We start from the raw sequence: 18900 nt of genomic DNA, 5'->3' as shown, positions 1-18900 counted from the left end.
CATTCACTCCTTGCAGATTAGAACTGGAAGTAGAGAAACTCGGTTGGGGCCACGGAGAACGCGACGGCCAGCGCGAAGAAACCCAGCACGCCGATGGCTACGCCGATTGCCGGGGTCGGGCTCCACAAGGCGACCGGGAACCAGCGCAACAGCCAGTTTTCGCGGGGCTGCGCATCCAGGGCGGTACGAAAGCGCGCCATCCATTGCTGCACGTTGGGCATCAGCCAGACGAAGGCGAGCAGCAGTGCGATGGTGAGGAAATCCGATTTGTCGAACTTGGTGGTCTGCTCGCTCAGCCCAACCATGCCGGAGAGCATCGCCATCGCCGCCGGAACACTCGCTGCGCGGAAAAACACCATTGCCACGACCACGCAGAGGAAGGTCAGCAGGACGGCGCCGGTGTGATGCCAAAGCTTGTCGCTGTCGAGAGGCAAGCCCTGGCGCGCCTTATAGGCCCGGAAACCGTGCGCAACCACCAGATAGAAGCCATGTAACAGGCCGAACACCACGAACTGCCAGCCAGCGCCATGCCAGACGCCGGAGATGAACATGGTCAGCACCGTCGGATAGGCGACCAGCACGACGAAGGTGCTCAGGCTCATCTTGCCGCGACGTGGCAGCGGTTTGCCCGCCGCCATCCGAGAGCGGGTGATGCGCATGACTATGGGGTTGTAGAGGTAGGCGGTCAGGAAGCGCGTCAAGGTCATGTGCCAGCGCGACCAGTAGTCGATCACGTTGTGTGCCTTGAACGGGCTATTGAAATTCACTGGCAAGCGCAGGCCGAAGAGCAGTCCGAGGCCGATGGCCATGTCGCTGTAGCCAGAGAAGTCGAAATAGATCTGCAAGGTATAGGTGAGGGCACCGAACCAGGCGTCGTAGAGCGCCGGCACCGTGCCGTCGGCGGCGACGGCGAAGATCGGCGAGGCATTGGCGCCCAGCGGATCGGCAATGATTACCTTCTTGAACAGGCCAAGCAGGAATACCGTGAGGCCCAACGAGATGTTGTCGATTCGCGGGCGGAAGGTGCTGCTGTCGTTGAACTGCTTGAGCATCTCGCCGTGATGGGTGATTGGGCCAGCGATCAGCTGCGGGAAGAAGCTGATGAACAGGCAGTAATTGACGAAATCATGTTCGCTCACTTCCCCATCGTGGGCGTCGACCAGATAGGCGATCTGCTGGAAGGTGAAGAAAGAGATCGCCAGCGGCAGGATGATGTCGCCTACAGACCAGCCCAGGCCGAACGCATCGTCGAGCGCGCCGAAGAGGAAACCGGTGTACTTGTAATAGCCCAATAGTGCGACGTTGGCAGCGACGCCGAGCACCAGCAGCAGTCGCGACGGCCGGCGCAGCAGATATCCGCCGATCAGGTAGTTGACCACCATGCTGCCGACCAGCAGCGGCACATAAGCGGGGTTCCACCAGCCATAGAACACCAACGATGCCAGCGTCAGCCAGATCGCCGCGTAGCGTTGCCTGCCTGTGCCCGCGAAAAGAATGAAACCCAGTAACGCGACCGGAAGAAACCCGGCGATGAACACCACGGAGTTGAAGAGCATCGTCCTTTTCCCTATCCCTGAACATCCGCCGCCGTTCTAGGATCAGAACCGCGGCTTAGCGGTGAACCACCACATACCGATGACTGCCTATCGGTGCGTTCGCTGAAGACTCCTCGCCCTTTGCTGCATGCCCGAAGGGGGATTGCAGTCAGGCCTATTTCCTTTGCTTCACAGATGCGCTGCGCTGTCTGTTAACTGCGACACGATTGTGTAAGAAAAAGTTGCTGTCTGGATATGGCAAGAAACTCCATTCAGACGAGCGGATATGTCGGGAAATTAAGCGAAACGCCCGTGCCAGAGCGGCTCATCAGTTGACGGTTCGTTCAAGATGACCTATCGCCGCATGCCGCGCGCACGGCATGTAATGCACGCAGCCCGGCGGATGATGGCGAGCGTTCAGGCGGGCTGGTTCGTCTCAGAGCCGGCGGCGTTTACCGACCTGTAAGGTAGGCTTCAGCCCACCATTGTGTGGTTGCCCTGATTCCTGATGGGTGAAAGGCTGCCGCCTACATGGAGAGAGGCTGACGCCGTTGCGGCGTCAGCCTTTTTTGTCAGCCGAGGAAGTACAAACAGCCCGAAATGACGATGCCCGAATACACCAGCATCAGCAGGCAGTAGCCCATGATGTCCCGCGCGCCAAGGCCAACGATGCCGAGGATCGGCAATGCCCAGAAGGGTTGGACCATGTTGGTCCAGGCATCGCCCCAGGCAATCGCCATGGCCGTGACTGCTGGCGTCACGCCGAGTGCTTGGCCGGCAGGCAGCATGATCGGCCCTTGCACCGCCCATTGACCGCCACCGGACGGCACGAAGACGTTGACCAGACCGGCGCTGAGGAAAGCCAGCACCGGGAAGGTATCGGCCGACGACCAGGCGATGAAGGTGTCGGTGATCTGCTTGCCTAGCGAAAGCCCGTCAGCGTTGGCACCGACCATCATGCCCATGATCCCGGCGTAGAAGGGAAACTGAATGACGATGCCGCTGATGCCGCCAATACCGTCCTGGACGGCGCGCATGTAGCGCTCCGGTGAACCATGCAGCGCCAGACCGATGAACAGGAACAGACCGATGACGATGTTCAGCGTCAGGGCGAAGCCGTTCTCAGCGAAGTAATAACCGAAGTAGATGGCACCCAGTGCGACGATGATCAGGTTGAGGATACGGCTGTCGTCCAGGCGTTGCGCCAAGGTGCCGCGCGGCAAGGGCTCATGTTCGGGATCAAGCAGCAGTGCCGGGTCGGCGACCTTCGGCTGCTTGGGGTGCATCGCCCAGTTGAGAATGGGCAGGCCGATCACCAACAGGGCAATGATGGTCAGGTTCAGGGTGGTAAACAGCGTGTCGCCAACGCCGATGGCGGCTGTCACGACCCCGCCGGTCATACGTTCGACGTCCGCGCCGCCGGTGGCCAGTGACAGCGGAATGGAGCCGGACAGGCCGCCATGCCAAATCAGGAAACCCGAGTAGGCCGCCGCCACCAGCAGGGGGTAGTCGACGCCTTTGACCTCACGCGCCAGGGCGCGGGCGAACACCGCGCCGATGACCAGACCGAAGCCCCAGTTGATCCAGGAACCGGCCAGCGCTATCAGCGTGACCAGCACGACGGCTCGGCCGGGTGTTTTGGCGGTACGTGCCAATCCGGCAAGCAGACGATGTATCAGGGGGGCGCTGGCCAGTGCATGACCGGTGACCAGAATCAGCGCCATCTGCATAGCGAAGGTCAACAGATTCCAGAAGCCGGTGCCCCAGTGCTTGGCCATCGCCGGCAAGCCTTGGCCGGTGATGAGCATGCTGGTGGCGAGCACGATGAGGCTCAGCAGTATGGCGAAAACGAAGGGGGAGGGAAGGTAGCGCTGTACGAGCTTGACGCTCCACGCGGTTACGGTGTTAAGCATGGTGATCCTGCATTATTTTTCTTAGGGAGGGCGGCACCGGTCTCCCAGGGTGCCGCAGTTGAGGTGAAGCGGTGTAATAGGCTATCCGGCCACCGTGACAGGACAGCGAACCTCGATGGCGGAGGCGGATGAGCCTCTTCAGTCGCGCTCAATTGCCAGTGCGACGCCTTGCCCGCCGCCTATGCACAAGGTGGCGAGCCCTTTCTTAACGTCGCGGCGAATCATTTCGTGCACCAGCGTGACCAGGACGCGGCAGCCCGAGGCGCCTATCGGGTGTCCCAGGGCGATGGCGCCGCCGTTGACGTTGACCTTGCTGGCGTCCCAGCCCAGCTCCTGACCGACCGACAGCGCTTGCGCGGCGAAGGCTTCGTTGGCCTCGATCAGATCGACGTCCTCCAGCGACCAGCCGGCCTTGTCCAGGCAGCGGCGGGTCGCCGACACCGGGGCGATGCCCATGATCGCCGGGTCAACACCAGCATTGGCGTAGGCCTTAATCCGTGCCAGTACCGGCAAACCGAGAGCTTTGGCCTTGTCCGCGCTCATCAGCAACACCGCGGCGGCGCCGTCGTTGAGACTGGAAGCGTTACCGGCCGTGACGCTGCCGTCTTTCTTGAAGGCAGGGCGCAACTTGGCCAGCGCTTCGGCGGTCGTACCGGCGCGCGGCTGCTCGTCGGTATCGAAACGAAGCGGCTCACCCTTGCGCTGAGGAATCTCAACCGGAGTGATCTCGTCCTTGAAGCGCCCGGCCTCAATGGCCGCAACCGCTTTTTGCTGCGAGGACGCGGCAAAGGCGTCTTGCGCCTCGCGGCTGATGCCGTATTTGTCCACCAGATTTTCGGCAGTGATGCCCATATGGAAATCGTTGAACGCATCCCACAGCCCATCGCTGATCATCGAGTCGACCAGTTCGGCATGGCCCATGCGCAGCCCGGTGCGGGCCTTTGGCAGTACGTAGGGTGCCAGGCTCATGCTTTCCTGGCCGCCGGCAATGATGACCTCGGCGTCGCCGCAGCGAATCGCCTGGGTGGCCAGATGCAGCGCCTTGAGGCCGGAGCCGCAGACCTTGTTCAGGGTGAACGAGGGCACGGCGTGTGGCAGGCCAGCCTTGATCGACGTTTGCCGTGCCGGGTTCTGGCCGGCCCCTGCGGTCAGCACCTGGCCGAGGATCACTTCGTCCACGTCGGCGGGGTTCAGCCCGGTATGGGCGAGCAGATTCTTGATGACCGCCGCGCCCAGGTCCGGCGCGGCGATATTGGCCAGCGCGCCCTGAAAGGAGCCGATGGCGGTACGGGTCGCTGCAACGATGACGACGTCTTGCATGTTCTTGCTCCGGTTGAGTCGGGTGTTGTAGAGAGCGAGCGGTTGCTGGGCTCTGTAGAGTCTGCGAGCAAGCTCGCTCCTACAGGGAAGCGTGTGCGCTCAGAACGTCATTTCCGGCACGTGTTCCGGTACCACCAGCTCGCCGGCAGTCTTGGCGACGATTTCTTCGACGCTGACGCCCGGCGCGCGCTCCTTGAGCACGAAGGCGCCATTCTCGATCTCCAGGTAAGCCAGATCGGTCAGTACGCGCTTGATGCAGCCAGCGCCGGTCAGCGGCAGGGTGCACTTGGGCAGCAACTTGGACTCGCCGTCCTTCGAAGCGTGCGTCATCAGCACGATGATGTTCTCGGCACCGGCGACCAGGTCCATGGCGCCGCCCATGCCTTTGACCAGCTTGCCGGGGATCATCCACGAGGCGATGTTGCCCTGTACGTCAACCTCGAAGGCGCCAAGCACGGTGAGGTCGATGTGCCCGCCGCGGATCATCGCGAAGGATTCCGCCGAGTTGAAGATGGACGCGCCGATGCGCGCCGTAACAGTCTGCTTGCCGGCGTTGATCATATCGGCGTCGAGCTCTTCCTCAGTAGGAAAAGTGCCCATGCCGAGCAGGCCGTTCTCCGACTGCAGCATCACTTCCATGCCCTTGGGCACGTAGTTGGCGACGAGGGTCGGGATGCCGATGCCGAGGTTCACGTAGTAGCCGTCCTGCAGTTCGCGGGCGACGCGCTGGGCCATTTGTTCGCGAGAGAGTGCCATCGTCTATTCCTTATTCTTTTGATTAGCTACGGACGGTGCGCTTTTCGATGCGCTTCTCGAAGGTGCCGCAAATGATGCGGTCGACGTAGATGCCGGGCGTGTGGATCTGGGTGGGGTCGATCTCGCCGGGCTCGACGATCTCCTCGACCTCGACCACCGTGATCTTGCCGGCGGCTGCCGCCAGCGGGTTGAAATTCTGCGCGGTATGCCGGTAGATCACGTTGCCGTAGCGGTCGGCCTTCCATCCTTTGACGATGGCGAAGTCGCCGGTGATGGCGTGTTCGAGGATGTGCGGGCGGCCGTTGAACTCGCGGACATCCTTACCTTCGGCGATGGGCGTGCCATAGCCGGTGGCGGTGTAGAAGGCCGGAATCCCGGCGCCGCCTGCGCGCATCTTCTCGGCCAGGGTGCCTTGGGGCGTTAGCTCGACTTCCAGCTCGCCGTCGAGCAATTGCTTCTCGAACAACCCGTTCTCGCCGACGTAGGAGGCGATCATCTTGCGAATCTGACGGTCTTCCAGCAGCACACCCAGGCCGAAGCCATCGACGCCGCAGTTGTTCGAAACCACCGTCAGGTCGCGGGTGCCCTTGCGCTTGATCTCGGCGATCAGATTTTCCGGGATGCCACACAGACCGAAGCCACCGGCCAGCACGGTCATGCCGTCCTGGAGCCCGTCGAGGGCTTCGGCGTAGGTGCTGACGCGCTTGTCGAAACCAGCCATGAACCATTCCTCTTATTGTTGGAGACGCATGTCGTGCGACCGAGTGTTCCTGCTGATAAGTGATTTGTTAAGTTGATTTTTAAGCGATATTGATTGATAAAACGAATCAAAATAATGCGATGACTGTGAATCGCACGTCCCGTGGATCGGACCTTATGACCGTAAAACAGCTGCGCGCCTTTCTCGCGGTGGCGCATACCCTGAGCTTTGCCCAGGCGTGCGAGCGCCTGCATCTATCGCAATCGGCGCTGAGTCTGACTATCAAGGCGCTGGAAGACGGCCTGGGGGGACGGCTGTTCAGCCGTACTACGCGCGCGGTAAGCCTGACGCCCGAAGGCGAGGCGCTGTTGCCACTGGCGCGTCGGTTACTGGCCGATTGGGACAATGCCGAAGACGAGTTGCGCCAGCGCTTCACCTTGAAACAGGGCCGGGTTGCGTTGGCATCGATGCCATCATTCGCCGGCAATCTGTTGCCGTCGGTGCTGCGTACCTTTCGTGATCAATACCCCTCGATCAGCGTCACGGTGCATGACGTGATCAATGAACAGGTCATGGAGATGGTGCGGGATCGGCAAGTCGAACTGGGCATAGCCTTCGAGCCGGAGCCCAGCTCACCGCTGAGTTTCACTCCGCTCTACACGGATCGCTTCGTCGCGGTGGTGCCGGCTGATTCGGCCTTGGCTCATGATGGTGAACTGAGCTGGTCTGAATTGCTCCAGCATCCCTTCATTACGCTGCAGCGACCCTCTACCGTGCGCTACATGCTCGAAGATCACCTGCGCCAGCGTGGCTGCAGCCTGCCGGTGCAGTTCGAGAGTCATCAGCTGGCCACGGTCGGGCGCATGGTCGCCAGCGGCCTGGGGGTCAGTGCGGTGCCGGCGCTGTGTCGCGAGCAGATGCTGGAACTCGGTGCGCGGTGTGTGGCCTTGGGCGACCCTGTCATCGAAAAGCCGGTTGGCATCCTGACCAAACCCGGGCATGAGCTCTCGGTGGCTGCCCAGGCCATCGCTGACACCCTGTGCGCGGAGCAGGGCTATCCGCGCGTGCTCGCCTGATTGCCGCAGGGTACGAAAGCCGGGGCGTCCACCGGTCAGCGGGATACGAAAACGTGCGGTTACCGGACGGTACGGATGTTGGCCGTTCGTCCAATCTCCTATGCTTGGCAGCAGCGATATGCTTCGCGCACAGGCTGAGCGACCACAGTCCCGGTCCCGTGCGACGAGGGCAGGCGTCACCTCACGATGACGCCTGCCTAACTATAAAAAAGACAAAGAGTGCCTTGAGATGGATAGTCTGCTGAATGCAAGAAGCAGGATCTTCGAGCGTGCCGATCCCCATGCCGTATCGGAGTACGTCAATCAGCATGTTGGTGCGCACTGCATTCAATTGCCACGTACCGGCAGTCCGCAAGCCAGCCTGAGTCACTGCACGTTTGGCAAGCTTGACCTGTGCCGGCTGAGTTACGGTGGCAGCGTGCACGTTACGTCCGCGGCGCTGGAAACGATCTACCACCTGCAGTTGTTGCAGCGCGGTCACTGCCTCTGGCGCGGCCGTGGTCAGGAGCACTATTTCACGCCCGGCGAGCTGTTGTTGATCAACCCGGACGATCCGGTCGATCTGACCTATTCAGATGACTGCGAAAAGCTCATCGTCAAGCTGCCGGCCTCGTTTCTGGAAAAGGCCTGTGCCGAGAACCAGTGGCGCGCACCAGGCGAGGGCATCCGGTTCACCGCCAGCCGCTACGATCTCAAGCAGCTCGAAGGGATCGAAAGCCTGCTCGGGCTGATCTGCCAGGAAGCCGAAGCTGAACACTGCGTGCCGCAGTTACAGGAGCAGTACAGCCGCATCATCGCCTCGAAGCTGCTATGCACGCTGGCTAACAACATCTATCGCGAACCGTTGGGCGACAGTTGCCCATCATTCGGGCGCATCGCCGACTACATCGACGAGCATCTGAAGAGAGACATCTCGATCGAACAGTTGGCGCAGCTGGCGAACATGAGTGCGCGTTCGCTGTACATGCTGTTCGACCGCAAGGTCGGTACGACGCCCAAATCATACATTCGCCAGCGCAAGCTGGAGCAGATCCACGGCCGCCTGAGCGATCCCTCGTCCAAGGTCCGCAACATCACTGAAATCGCCATGGACTATGGATTCCTCCATCTCGGCCGTTTTTCCGAAACCTACAAGAGCACGTTCGGCGAGCTGCCGTCCGATACGTTGCGCAAGCATCACTGATAAGTTTGGTAATCGCGCTGATCGGGGCGCGATTACAAACAATAACTTCACGAATCTTTCATTCCAGCGTTTCGCTAACCATAATCCTGATCAAATCAATCGGGAGTTGGAGTTTCCATGCAAGAGATGACACCGTTCGACGTGTCATTGATCGCGCAGGATAGATATCGACTACTGGTCGACGCTGTAACTGACTACGCCATCTACATGCTCGACGCCAACGGCCATATCGTCAGTTGGAATGCGGGCGCAAGGCGCTTCAAGGGATACGAAGAGGCCGAAATCATCGGCCAGCATTTCTCCCGTTTCTACACCGATATTGACCGTGCCGCGGGGCTGCCCCAGCGCGCACTGGCTACCGCTGTCAGCGAAGGTCGCTTCGAGGGCGAAGGCTGGCGGGTGCGCAAGGATGGCGCCCGCTTCTGGTGCCATGTGGTGGTCGATCCGATCTGGTCGCCAACCGGCGGTTTGCTCGGCTTCGCCAAGATTACCCGCGACCTGACCGAGCGAAAGCTGGCCGAGGACTCGCTGAAGCAGAGTGAGCAGCAGTTTCGTCTGCTGGTCCAGAGCGTCACCGACTACGCAATTTACATGCTCGATCCGACCGGGCGGGTGACCAACTGGAATCTCGGTGCCGAACGCATCAAGGGCTATCGGCCGGATGAAATCATCGGTCAGCATTACGCCGTCTTTTTCACCGAAGAAGATCGGCTGAACGGCGCTCCACAGCGTGGCCTGGATACGGCCCTGAGGGAAGGGCGGTTCGTGAGTCAGGGGTGGCGTGTGCGTAAAGACGGCTCGCGCTTCTGGGCGAGCGTGGTAGTCGATCCGATCCGCAGTGACATGGGCACCCTGATCGGGTTCGCCAAGGTTACGCGTGACATCACCGAAAGCGTCGAGGCGCAGCGCGAGTTGGAAAAGGCGCGCGAGGCGCTGTTTCAATCGCAGAAGATGGAATCGCTCGGTCGGCTTACCGGCGGCATCGCCCACGATTTCAACAACCTGCTCATGGCGGTGGTTGGCGGGCTGGAGATCGTGCGCCGGCGAGTGCTGGATGACCCCCGCATCATGCCACTGCTGGACAATGCGATTCAGGGTGCACAGCGCGGCATATCGCTGTCCCAGCGCATGCTGGCGTTCGCACGGCGCCAGGAGCTGCATCTCGAGCTGGTCGATGTCGCCGCGCTGGTGCGCGGCATGGCTGATCTGCTTAGACAGTCGCTTGGCCCTCGGATTGAAATCGAGACGCGGTTTCCGCTTTCGCTCAAGCCGATTCTGGCGGATCCCAATCAGGTCGAGATGGCTTTGCTGAATCTGGCGGTTAACGCGCGGGACGCGATGCCCAATGGCGGCACCGTCACTATCTCCGCACGCGAATACCGTTTCGCTACGAAGGGCGGGCCGTTGGAGCCGGGCGACTATGTGTGCCTGGCGCTGGCCGACGAAGGCACGGGTATGGACGAAGTGACGCTCGAGCAGGCGATGGAGCCTTTCTTCACTACCAAGGGCGTCGGCAAGGGAACGGGGCTTGGACTCTCGATGGTCCACGGCCTTGCCGCTCAGTCGGGTGGCCGCCTGTTGCTCAAGAGCGAGAAAGGCCAGGGCACGACCGCCGAGCTGTGGTTGCCTCTGGCGGTCAACGCCCCCGTGGCCATGGAGGCCGAAAAGCTTCAGCAGCCTGAGTCCCGATGCCTTATGGCCGTGAAGGTACTGGCGGTGGACGACGACCCTCTGGTGTTGATGACCACCGCAGCAATGCTCGAAGAGCTTGGCTGCGAGGTGGTCGAGGCAGACTCTGCCGAGCAGGCGCTGAAAGTACTGACGCAGCACAGCATCGATCTGGTCCTGACCGATCAGGCCATGCCGCATATGACTGGTGCACAACTGGCTGACTTGATCCGGGACCGCTATCCGCAACTGCCGGTTATTCTCGCCACTGGCTATGCCGATAAGCTTGTCGGGCGTGCCGGCAAACTTCCCGGGCTCGGCAAGCCTTTCGATATGGACGCCTTGGCAGAGAAAATCTTAGCGGTCATGAGCCAGTCCTGACAGCTGGTCCATCGACCGAGTCCTCCCTCAGACAATGCTGAATCGCCGCGACACGCAGTCTTTTGATAGTCACGAAACGTGCCGCGAGGTCGCTCGACCTTGCCGGGCCACGCCACCCCGTTGTTTTGCAGAAAACGGATAAAGGTGCTGCAGGAATCGGATATTGATGCCGTCTCCCGAGCCGTAGCCTTCATCACGTAGACACAATAACAATGGAGGCCCCGGTCATGTCCCTGGGATTCGACTACCTTGATTCGCTTGTTGAAGACGACAAAGAGAAGGGCATCTTTCGCTGCAAGCGCGAGATGTTCACCGACCCTCGGTTGTTCGAACTGGAGATGAAACACATCTTCGAGGGCAACTGGCTGTATCTCGCTCATGAGAGCCAGATCCCCGAAAAGAACGACTACTACACGACCTACATGGGTCGTCAGCCGATCTTCATTGCGCGCAACAAGGAAGGCGAACTCAACGCCTTCATCAATGCCTGCAGTCACCGTGGTGCCATGCTCTGCCGCTTCAAGAGCGGTAACAAGGCTACCTACACCTGCCCCTTCCATGGCTGGACGTTCAATAACTCCGGCAAGCTGTTGAAGGTCAAGGACCCGAAGGAAGCCGGCTACCCGGACAGCTTTAACTGCGATGGCTCGCATGATCTGAAGAAGATCGCCCGCTTCGAGTCCTATCGCGGCTTCCTGTTTGGCAGCTTGCGTGAGGATGTCGCTCCGCTGGACGAATTCCTTGGCGAGTCGAAGAAGATCATCGACATGGTCGTTGACCAGTCGCCCGAAGGCATCGAGGTGCTGCGTGGCTCTTCCAGCTACGTCTTTGGCGGCAACTGGAAGCTGACGGCGGAGAACGGCGCCGATGGCTACCATGTCACGGCCGTGCACTGGAACTACGCCGCCACGCAGAACCAGCGCAAGCTGCGCGAAGCCGGTGAAGAGATCCGCACCATGAGCGCCGGTGGCTGGGGCAAGAAGGGCGGTGGCTTCTACTCTTTCGAGAACGGCCATCTGCTGCTCTGGACTCGCTGGGACAACCCGGAAGACCGGCCGCTCCACGCGCGCCGCGAAGAAATGATCGCTGAGTTCGGTCAGGCACGTACCGACTGGATGATCGGCAACTCCCGCAACCTCTGCCTATACCCGAACCTGTATCTCATGGATCAGTTCGGCTCGCAGCTGCGCATCGCCCGGCCGATCTCGGTCGACGAGACTGAAGTCACCATCTACTGCATCGCACCCAAGGGTGAGAGTGCCGAGCGCGAGCCACCCGCATTCGTCAGTACGAAGACTTCTTCAACGTCAGCGGCATGGCCACGCCGGATGACCTGGAAGAATTCCGCGCCTGTCAGGCCGGCTTCCAGGGACGCGCCATGGAGTGGAACGACATGTCCCGCGGTGCCAAGCACTGGATCGAAGGGCCCGACGAGGGTGCGAAGGAGATCGATCTGCATCCCAAACTGAGCGGCGTTCGCTCGGAAGACGAAGGCCTGTTCGTCATGCAGCACCAGTACTGGCAGCAGCAGATGATCAAGGCCGTCAAGGCGGAACAGGATCAGCTGATCCATGTGGAGGGCGCATAAATGACCATCTCCTACGACGCTGCGCGCGACTTCCTCTACCGTGAGGCGCGCTACCTCGACGACAAACAGTGGGAAAGCTGGCTGGAAATGTACGCGCCGGACGCCACCTTCTGGATGCCGGCCTGGGACGATCGTGACCAACTGACCGAAGACCCGCAGCGTGAAATTTCGCTGATCTGGTACGGCAATCGTGGCGGCCTCGAAGATCGGGTTTTCCGCATCAAGACCGAGCGCTCCAGCGCCACCGTTCCGGATACCCGCACCAGCCACAACATCAGCAACCTGGAGTTGCTCGAGCAGTCCGATGGCTTCTGCAAGCTGCGCTACAACTGGCACACGATGAGCTTCCGGTACAAGACGGTAGATCACTTCTACGGCACCAACTTCTACACCCTCGACACACGCGGCGAAAACCCGCTGATCAAGGCCAAGAAGGTCGTGCTGAAGAATGACTACATCCGCCAGATGATCGACGTATACCACCTCTGAGGGCGCCGCCATGACCCACAAGATTGCATTGAACTTTGAAGACGGCGTCACTCGTTTCATCGACGCCAATATCGGCGAAACCGTAGCTGATGCGGCTTATCGTCAAGGCATCAACGTGCCGCTGGACTGCCGTGACGGCGCGTGCGGCGCCTGCAAATGCTTCGCTGAGAGCGGCAGCTACGACCTCGGTGAGGAATACATCGAGGATGCGTTGAGCGAAGACGAAGCCGAGCAAGGCTACGTGCTGACCTGCCAGATGCGTGCCGAGAGCGACTGTGTGATTCGCGTGCCAGCCGCCTCGGATATCTGCAAGACCCAGCAGGCCAGCTACGAAGCTTCGATCAGCAATGTCCGCCAGCTATCCGAAAGCACCATCGCGCTGTCCATCCGGGGCGAGTCGCTGAATCAGCTGGCGTTCCTGCCAGGGCAGTACGTTAATCTGCAGGTGCCGGGCAGTGACCAGACCCGCGCCTATTCCTTCAGCTCGCTGCAGAAGGATGGCGAGGTCAGCTTCCTTATCCGCAACGTGCCGGGTGGGCTGATGAGCAGTTTCCTGACCGGGCTTGCCAAGGCGGGTGATAGCGTCAATCTGGCGGGGCCACTGGGCGCTTTCTATCTGCGCGAGATCAAGCGGCCGCTGTTGCTGCTGGCTGGCGGGACGGGCCTCGCGCCATTCACCGCGATGCTGGAGAAGATTGCCGAGCAGGGTAGTGAGCACCCGCTGCACCTGATCTACGGCGTCACCCACGACCACGACTTGGTGGAGATGGACAAGCTCGAGGCCTTCGCCGCGCGCATACCCAATTTCACCTACAGCGCCTGCGTCGCCAGCCCGGACAGTGCCTACCCGCAAAAGGGCTATGTGACTCAGCACATCGAGCCCAAGCACCTCAACGACGGCGAGGTGGATATCTACCTTTGCGGCCCGCCACCGATGGTCGAGGCGGTCAGCCAGTTCATTCGTGAACAGGGCCTGGAGCCGGCGAATTTCTACTACGAAAAGTTTGCAGCCAGCGCCTGAGGGCAAGGTGGGCAAGGTTTTGCTGTAGGAGCGAGCTTGCTCGCGAATGGGCCGGCACGCCGCCAACCGTCTGGATCTGCACCGAAAAGCTTCGCGAGCAAGCTCGCTCCTACAAGGGGCGTGCGTGGCTTCGAACACATCGAGGATGGGTAGATGAACAAGCGTTTTGAAAACAAGGTTGCAGTGATCACCGGCGCCGCGCAGGGCATCGGTCGTCGCGTGGCCGAGCGTATGGGAGAGGAGGGCAGCCGCCTATTGTTGGTCGACCGCTCCGAACTGGTCCACGAGCTCGCCGACGAGCTGGGCGCGAAGGGTGTCGAGGTGCTGACACTGACAGCCGACCTCGAACAGTTCGCCGATTGCCACCGCGTGATGAGTGCGGCCAAGGAGCGCTTCGGGCGCATGGACATCCTGGTCAATAACGTCGGCGGGACCATCTGGGCCAAGCCGTTCGAGCATTACCAGGAGCACGAGATCGAAGCCGAAGTCCGCCGCTCGCTGTTCCCTACGTTGTGGTGCTGCCATGCCGCGCTACCACACATGCTGGAGCAGGGCTCGGGCGCCATCGTCAACGTGTCCTCGATTGCTACTCGCAGCGTAAACCGCGTGCCCTATGGCGCGGCCAAGGGCGGCGTGAATGCGCTGACTGCCTGCCTCGCCTTCGAGAACGCCCAGCGCGGCATTCGCGTCAACGCCACCGCACCGGGCGGTACCGAAGCGCCACCGCGTCGTATCCCGCGCAACAGCGCCGAGCAGACCGAGCAGGAGAGAGTCTGGTACCAGCAGATCATCGACCAGACCGTCGATTCAACCCTGATGAAGCGCTACGGAACCATCGACGAGCAGGCTGGCGCGATTCTCTTCCTCGCCTCCGATGATGCGTCCTACATCACCGGCGTGACCCTGCCGGTGGGTGGCGGCGACCTGGGCTAGAGATCCGAAAGACAAGGTCGCTTGGGCCTTGCCGCTCTGCAAGCAGTAATCCGTCGCGCAGCTGGCATGCGCGGCGCAGCGACGAGAGCTGAGCCGCTACGGCCGGCGAATAAAAGACATACAAAAACAATAGAGAGTCATGCCATGCGAAAGATAGACGTACACGAAGTCATCGATAACGCCCGCTTCAGCGGGTTTCACTGGTTGGTCGTGAGCCTGTGCGCATTGCTGTTGATATTCGACGGCTATGACCTGTTCATCTATGGCGTGGTGCTGCCGGTGATCATGAAAGAGTGGGGGCTGACCCCGCTGGAAGCCGGCGCTCTGGGCAGCTACGCGCTGTTCGGCATGATGTTCGGTGCCCTGGTATTCGGCACCCTGGCCGACCGCATCGGCCGCCGGATGGGCATCGCCATCTGCTTCGTGCTGTTCAGCGGCGCGACGGTGCTCAATGGCTTCGCCAGTACGCCAACTGAGTTCGGCATCTTTCGCTTCCTCGCCGGTCTCGGCTGCGGTGGCTTGATGCCCAACGTCGTCGCGCTGATGAACGAGTACGCGCCGAAGAAACTGCGTAGCACCCTGGTAGCGGTCATGTTCAGTGGTTACTCGCTGGGCGGCATGCTCTCTGCGGGACTGGGCATCTACATGCTGCCGCGTTTCGGCTGGGAAGCCATGTTCTTCGCCGCTGCCGTGCCGCTGCTGCTGTTGCCGGTGATTCTCTGGCGCCTGCCGGAATCCGTAGGCTTCCTGGTTCGTCAGGGGCGTACCGATCAGGCGCGTGCGTTGCTCAACAAGGTCGATCCGAGTCGCCAACTGACCGCAGCCGACGACCTGGTGATGACCGACGTCAAGGGCAAGAGCGCCTCGGTACTCGCATTGTTTCGTGACGGCCGTGGCGTGCGCACGGTGTCGATCTGGGTTGCGTTCTTCTGCTGCCTGCTGATGGTCTACGCGCTGGGTTCCTGGCTGCCCAAGCTGATGGCCAATGCCGGCTACAGCCTGGGTTCGAGTCTGTCCTTCTTGCTTGCGCTGAACTTTGGCGGCATGGCCGGCGCGATTCTTGGCGGCTGGCTGGGTGATCGTTTCAATCTGTCCAAAGTGGTGGTGGCGTTCTTCGCGGTGTCCGTGGTTTCCATCAGTCTGCTGGGCTTCAAGACCCCGATGCCGGTGCTCTACACCCTGATCTTCATCGCTGGCGCCACCGTGATCGGCACTCAAATTCTGCTGTACGCAGCCGCTGCGCAGTTCTACGGCCTGTCGATTCGCTCCACCGGTCTTGGCTGGGCATCGGGCATCGGTCGCAACGGCGCGATCGTCGGTCCGCTGTTAGGTGGTGCGCTGCTGGGTATCAATCTGCCGCTGCAGCTGAACTTCATGGCGTTCGCCGTACCAGGTGTCATTGCTGCCGTGGCCATGACTGTCTTCACCATTTCCGGCAGGCGCAGCAGTGCGACCGCGCCGGTGATGATGTCGGCGGCCAAGGCCTGATCCCTGATCTCGAAAAACTGGAAATCGGAAATCGATATGAGCCCCATCCTGATTGAAAGCATCCAGGCGATCGTCGTCGACCTGCCGACCATTCGCCCGCACAAGCTGGCCATGCACACCATGCAGAAGCAGACGCTTGTGGTGATCCGTGTCCGCTGCAGCGACGGTATCGAAGGCATCGGCGAATCCACCACCATCGGTGGGCTGGCCTACGGCAACGAGAGCCCGGAAAGCATCAAGCAGAACATCGACAGCCATCTCGGCCCGCTGCTGGTGGGTCAGGATGCGGCGAATATCAACGCAGCCATGCTGCGTCTGGACAAGGCGGCGAAGGGCAACACCTTTGCCAAGTCCGGCCTGGAAAGCGCGCTGCTCGACGCCCAGGGCAAACGCCTCGGACTGCCGGTCAGCGAGCTGCTCGGTGGCCGCGTTCGCGACAGTCTGGAAGTGGCCTGGACCCTGGCCAGCGGCAATACAGCCAAGGACATCGAAGAAGCCGAGCACATGCTGGACATCCGTCGCCATCGTATCTTCAAGCTGAAGATCGGTGCCAACGAGCTGAACGCCGATCTCAAGCACGTCATCGAGATCAAGAAAGCGCTGGGTGACCGTGCCAGCGTGCGCGTCGATGTGAACCAGTACTGGGATGAATCCCAGGCCATCCGCGCCTGCCAGATTCTCGGCGACAACGGCATCGACCTGATCGAGCAGCCGATCTCGCGAATCAACCGCGGTGGGCAGATTCGCCTGAACCAGCGCAGCCCCGCGCCGATCATGGCTGATGAGTCCATCGAAAGCGTGGAGGACGCCTTCAGCCTGGCAGCCGACGGCGCGGCCAGCATCTTCGCCCTGAAGATCGCCAAGAACGGCGGCCCGCGTGCCGTACTACGCACCGCGCAGATCGCCGACGCTGCGGGCATTGCGCTGTATGGCGGCACCATGCTCGAAGGCGCCATCGGCACCCTGGCCTCGGCGCATGCGTTCGTCACCCTCAACAAGCTCACCTGGGCAACCGAGCTGTTCGGCCCGCTGCTGCTCACCGAAGAAATCGTCACCGAGGCGCCTGTTTACCGCGACTTCCAACTGGAAGTGCCGCGCACGCCGGGTCTCGGCCTGACCCTGGATGAAGAGCGCCTGGCGTTCTTCAGTCGCAAGTAACCGGAGGCTGAAAAGATGCTGTTCCACGTAAAGATGATCGTAAAACTGCCGGTGGACATGGACGCCGCCAAGGCCGCCAAGCTCAAGGCCGACGAGAAGGAACTGGCCCAGGGCCTGATGCGCGAAGGCAAGTGGCGCCACCTGTGGCGCATCGCCGGCCAGTACGCCAACTACAGCGTGTTCGATGTGGCCAGCGTGCAGGAGCTGCACGACACCCTGATGCAGCTGCCGCTTTATCCCTACATGGAGATCGAGGTCAACGCCCTTTGCCGGCATCCCTCGTCGATCCGTGAAGACGATAGCTGATCCTGTTATTCAATCGACCGGGTGCACCGGTCCGTTGTCAGCGTGACCAAAAATTACAAGATGAGGCCTGAGCCATGACTGTGAAAATCTCCCATTCCCCTGAAATCCAGCAGTTCTTCAAGGAAGCCAGTGGCTTCAACAATGACACGGGCAGCTCCCGTATGAAGAACATCGTTAATCGCATCCTGCTGGACAGCGTGAAGATCATCGAAGACCTGGAAATCACCCAGGACGAATTCTGGAAAGCCGTCGACTACGTCAACCGCCTCGGTGGGCGCAATGAAGCGGGACTGCTGGTGGCCGGGCTTGGCCTCGAACATTTCCTCGACCTGCTCGAAGATGCCAAGGACGCTCAGATCGGCCTGACCGGTGGCACCCCGCGTACCATCGAAGGCCCGCTGTACGTCGCCGGTGCGCCGATCGCTGAAGGAGAAGTCCGTATGGATGACGGCAGCGAAGATGGGGCTGCCACGGTAATGTTCCTTCAGGGCAAGGTCACCGGACCCGATGGCAAACCGCTGGCCGGCGCTGTCGTTGATCTGTGGCACGCCAATACCCAGGGCAACTACTCCTACTTCGACAAGAGCCAGTCCGACTACAACCTGCGCCGTCGCATCGTTACTGACGCCGAAGGCCACTATCGCGCGCGCAGCATCGTGCCGTCCGGTTATGGCTGCTCGCCGGATGGCCCGACCCAGGAGGTGCTCGACCTGCTCGGTCGCCATGGTCAGCGTCCAGCGCACATCCATTTCTTCATCTCCGCGCCGGGTCATCGCCACCTGACCACGCAGATCAACCTGTCGGGCGACAAGTACCTGTGGGACGACTTCGCCTACGCGACCCGCGACGGGCTGGTCGGCGACATCCATTTCAACGACGATCCGGAAGCGGCGCGTGCGCGTGGCGTAGACGGCCGCTTTGCTGAGGTGGTGTTCGACTTCCAGCTGCAGCAGGCGCCGGCACCGGAAGCGGAGCAGCGCAGCAGCCGTCCTCGCGCGCTGCAGCAGGCGTGATCCGAACAGGCCGGTAACCTGATCGCATCGATCTGCGCTGCAGATCGATGCGACTCCAGATGCCTAACCGGCCGTAGGGTGGATGGCGCTCTTTTCATCCACCGGCTTTTGCGGAGTTCGACGGTGGATGGTTGAAGCGTCACCCCACCCGACGCAAGGATGCGTCCGATGAGCTGTTGGATGCATCGGTCTGCGCTGCAGATCGACGCGACCCCAAATGCCTAACCGGCCGTAGGGTGGAATGGCGCTCTGTTCTTCCACCAGCTTTTACTGAGTACAACGGTGGATGGATGAAGCGTCATCCACCCTACGTTCACGGTTTCAAATGCGTGATCTACAACAAGAGCGATCCGGATACCGTCGCGGATAGCC

The 18900-nt window shown here is 61.1% G+C and carries 15 protein-coding genes and 1 pseudogene; 11 read left to right on the top strand and 5 right to left on the bottom strand.

The features are described 5' to 3' along the window. Positions 1–17 precede the first annotated feature (17 nt). The 5 genes from DQ405_RS08450 to DQ405_RS08430 form a co-directional block, all read right to left on the bottom strand. The gene (locus DQ405_RS08450; RefSeq protein ID WP_168423787.1) at positions 18–1556 is read right to left on the bottom strand and encodes an MBOAT family O-acyltransferase; all 1539 of its coding nucleotides are present in this window, start codon (positions 1554–1556) and stop codon (positions 18–20) included. 551 nt (positions 1557–2107) lie between these two features. After that, a complete protein-coding gene (locus tag DQ405_RS08445; RefSeq protein ID WP_168423786.1) occupies positions 2108–3448 on the bottom strand; it encodes a short-chain fatty acid transporter in 1341 nt (446 codons plus the stop codon). Positions 3449–3586: 138 nt separating this feature from the next. After that, positions 3587–4768 carry an acetyl-CoA C-acetyltransferase gene (locus tag DQ405_RS08440; protein ID WP_168423785.1) on the bottom strand — a complete coding sequence of 394 codons (1182 nt, stop codon included), beginning with the start codon at positions 4766–4768 and terminating at the stop codon, positions 3587–3589. A 99-nt stretch (positions 4769–4867) separates the two neighbouring features. Next, positions 4868–5524 carry a CoA transferase subunit B gene (locus DQ405_RS08435; RefSeq protein ID WP_168423784.1) on the bottom strand — a complete coding sequence of 219 codons (657 nt, stop codon included), beginning with the start codon at positions 5522–5524 and terminating at the stop codon, positions 4868–4870. 22 nt (positions 5525–5546) lie between these two features. Continuing rightward, the gene (locus DQ405_RS08430; protein ID WP_168423783.1) at positions 5547–6245 is read right to left on the bottom strand and encodes a CoA transferase subunit A; all 699 of its coding nucleotides are present in this window, start codon (positions 6243–6245) and stop codon (positions 5547–5549) included. Positions 6246–6400: 155 nt separating this feature from the next. Between DQ405_RS08430 and DQ405_RS08425 the strand changes: the two genes are divergently transcribed. From DQ405_RS08425 to catA, 11 genes and pseudogenes are all read left to right on the top strand, one after another. After that, positions 6401–7300 carry a LysR family transcriptional regulator gene (locus tag DQ405_RS08425; RefSeq protein ID WP_168423782.1) on the top strand — a complete coding sequence of 300 codons (900 nt, stop codon included), beginning with the start codon at positions 6401–6403 and terminating at the stop codon, positions 7298–7300. 229 nt (positions 7301–7529) lie between these two features. Further along, a complete protein-coding gene (locus tag DQ405_RS08420; RefSeq protein ID WP_168423781.1) occupies positions 7530–8483 on the top strand; it encodes an AraC family transcriptional regulator in 954 nt (317 codons plus the stop codon). Between the two features lie 117 nt (positions 8484–8600). Continuing rightward, complete coding sequence (locus DQ405_RS08415) at positions 8601–10532, top strand: hybrid sensor histidine kinase/response regulator (protein ID WP_168423780.1); 1932 nt, start codon at positions 8601–8603, stop codon at positions 10530–10532. Positions 10533–10759: 227 nt separating this feature from the next. Beyond that, positions 10760–12120: pseudogene (benA, locus tag DQ405_RS08410) on the top strand (benzoate 1,2-dioxygenase large subunit). Then, complete coding sequence (benB, locus tag DQ405_RS08405; RefSeq protein ID WP_168423779.1) at positions 12121–12609, top strand: benzoate 1,2-dioxygenase small subunit; 489 nt, start codon at positions 12121–12123, stop codon at positions 12607–12609. 10 nt (positions 12610–12619) lie between these two features. Further along, a complete protein-coding gene (gene benC, locus DQ405_RS08400; protein WP_168423778.1) occupies positions 12620–13630 on the top strand; it encodes a benzoate 1,2-dioxygenase electron transfer component BenC in 1011 nt (336 codons plus the stop codon). 153 nt (positions 13631–13783) lie between these two features. Next, positions 13784–14563, top strand: a complete 780-nt coding sequence (locus DQ405_RS08395; RefSeq protein WP_168423777.1) for a 1,6-dihydroxycyclohexa-2,4-diene-1-carboxylate dehydrogenase — start codon at positions 13784–13786, stop codon at positions 14561–14563. A gap of 144 nt (positions 14564–14707) precedes the next feature. Beyond that, a complete protein-coding gene (locus DQ405_RS08390; protein ID WP_168423776.1) occupies positions 14708–16051 on the top strand; it encodes an MFS transporter in 1344 nt (447 codons plus the stop codon). Positions 16052–16087: 36 nt separating this feature from the next. Then, the gene (locus DQ405_RS08385; RefSeq protein WP_168423775.1) at positions 16088–17209 is read left to right on the top strand and encodes a muconate cycloisomerase family protein; all 1122 of its coding nucleotides are present in this window, start codon (positions 16088–16090) and stop codon (positions 17207–17209) included. Between the two features lie 15 nt (positions 17210–17224). Continuing rightward, on the top strand, positions 17225–17515 hold the full coding sequence (gene catC, locus DQ405_RS08380; protein WP_168423774.1) for a muconolactone Delta-isomerase: 291 nt from the start codon (positions 17225–17227) through the stop codon (positions 17513–17515). 74 nt (positions 17516–17589) lie between these two features. Then, positions 17590–18528 (top strand): catechol 1,2-dioxygenase, encoded by a 939-nt coding sequence (gene catA / locus DQ405_RS08375; protein WP_168423773.1) that lies wholly within the window; start codon positions 17590–17592, stop codon positions 18526–18528. The last annotated feature ends 372 nt before the right edge of the window (positions 18529–18900 follow it).

The sequence above is a fragment of the Pseudomonas sp. SST3 genome, from assembly GCF_003325755.1.
The sequence above is the reverse complement of the archived record's forward strand: the minus strand, read 5'-3'. Positions and strand labels throughout refer to the sequence as shown.

Coding starts and splice junctions, on each gene's coding strand:
- DQ405_RS08450 (WP_168423787.1), bottom strand. CDS start 1,556: ATGCTCTTCAACTCCGTGGTGTTCATCGCCGGGTTTCTTCCGGTCGCG.
- DQ405_RS08445 (WP_168423786.1), bottom strand. CDS start 3,448: ATGCTTAACACCGTAACCGCGTGGAGCGTCAAGCTCGTACAGCGCTAC.
- DQ405_RS08440 (WP_168423785.1), bottom strand. CDS start 4,768: ATGCAAGACGTCGTCATCGTTGCAGCGACCCGTACCGCCATCGGCTCC.
- DQ405_RS08435 (WP_168423784.1), bottom strand. CDS start 5,524: ATGGCACTCTCTCGCGAACAAATGGCCCAGCGCGTCGCCCGCGAACTG.
- DQ405_RS08430 (WP_168423783.1), bottom strand. CDS start 6,245: ATGGCTGGTTTCGACAAGCGCGTCAGCACCTACGCCGAAGCCCTCGAC.
- DQ405_RS08425 (WP_168423782.1), top strand. CDS start 6,401: ATGACCGTAAAACAGCTGCGCGCCTTTCTCGCGGTGGCGCATACCCTG.
- DQ405_RS08420 (WP_168423781.1), top strand. CDS start 7,530: ATGGATAGTCTGCTGAATGCAAGAAGCAGGATCTTCGAGCGTGCCGAT.
- DQ405_RS08415 (WP_168423780.1), top strand. CDS start 8,601: ATGCAAGAGATGACACCGTTCGACGTGTCATTGATCGCGCAGGATAGA.
- benB (WP_168423779.1), top strand. CDS start 12,121: ATGACCATCTCCTACGACGCTGCGCGCGACTTCCTCTACCGTGAGGCG.
- benC (WP_168423778.1), top strand. CDS start 12,620: ATGACCCACAAGATTGCATTGAACTTTGAAGACGGCGTCACTCGTTTC.
- DQ405_RS08395 (WP_168423777.1), top strand. CDS start 13,784: ATGAACAAGCGTTTTGAAAACAAGGTTGCAGTGATCACCGGCGCCGCG.
- DQ405_RS08390 (WP_168423776.1), top strand. CDS start 14,708: ATGCGAAAGATAGACGTACACGAAGTCATCGATAACGCCCGCTTCAGC.
- DQ405_RS08385 (WP_168423775.1), top strand. CDS start 16,088: ATGAGCCCCATCCTGATTGAAAGCATCCAGGCGATCGTCGTCGACCTG.
- catC (WP_168423774.1), top strand. CDS start 17,225: ATGCTGTTCCACGTAAAGATGATCGTAAAACTGCCGGTGGACATGGAC.
- catA (WP_168423773.1), top strand. CDS start 17,590: ATGACTGTGAAAATCTCCCATTCCCCTGAAATCCAGCAGTTCTTCAAG.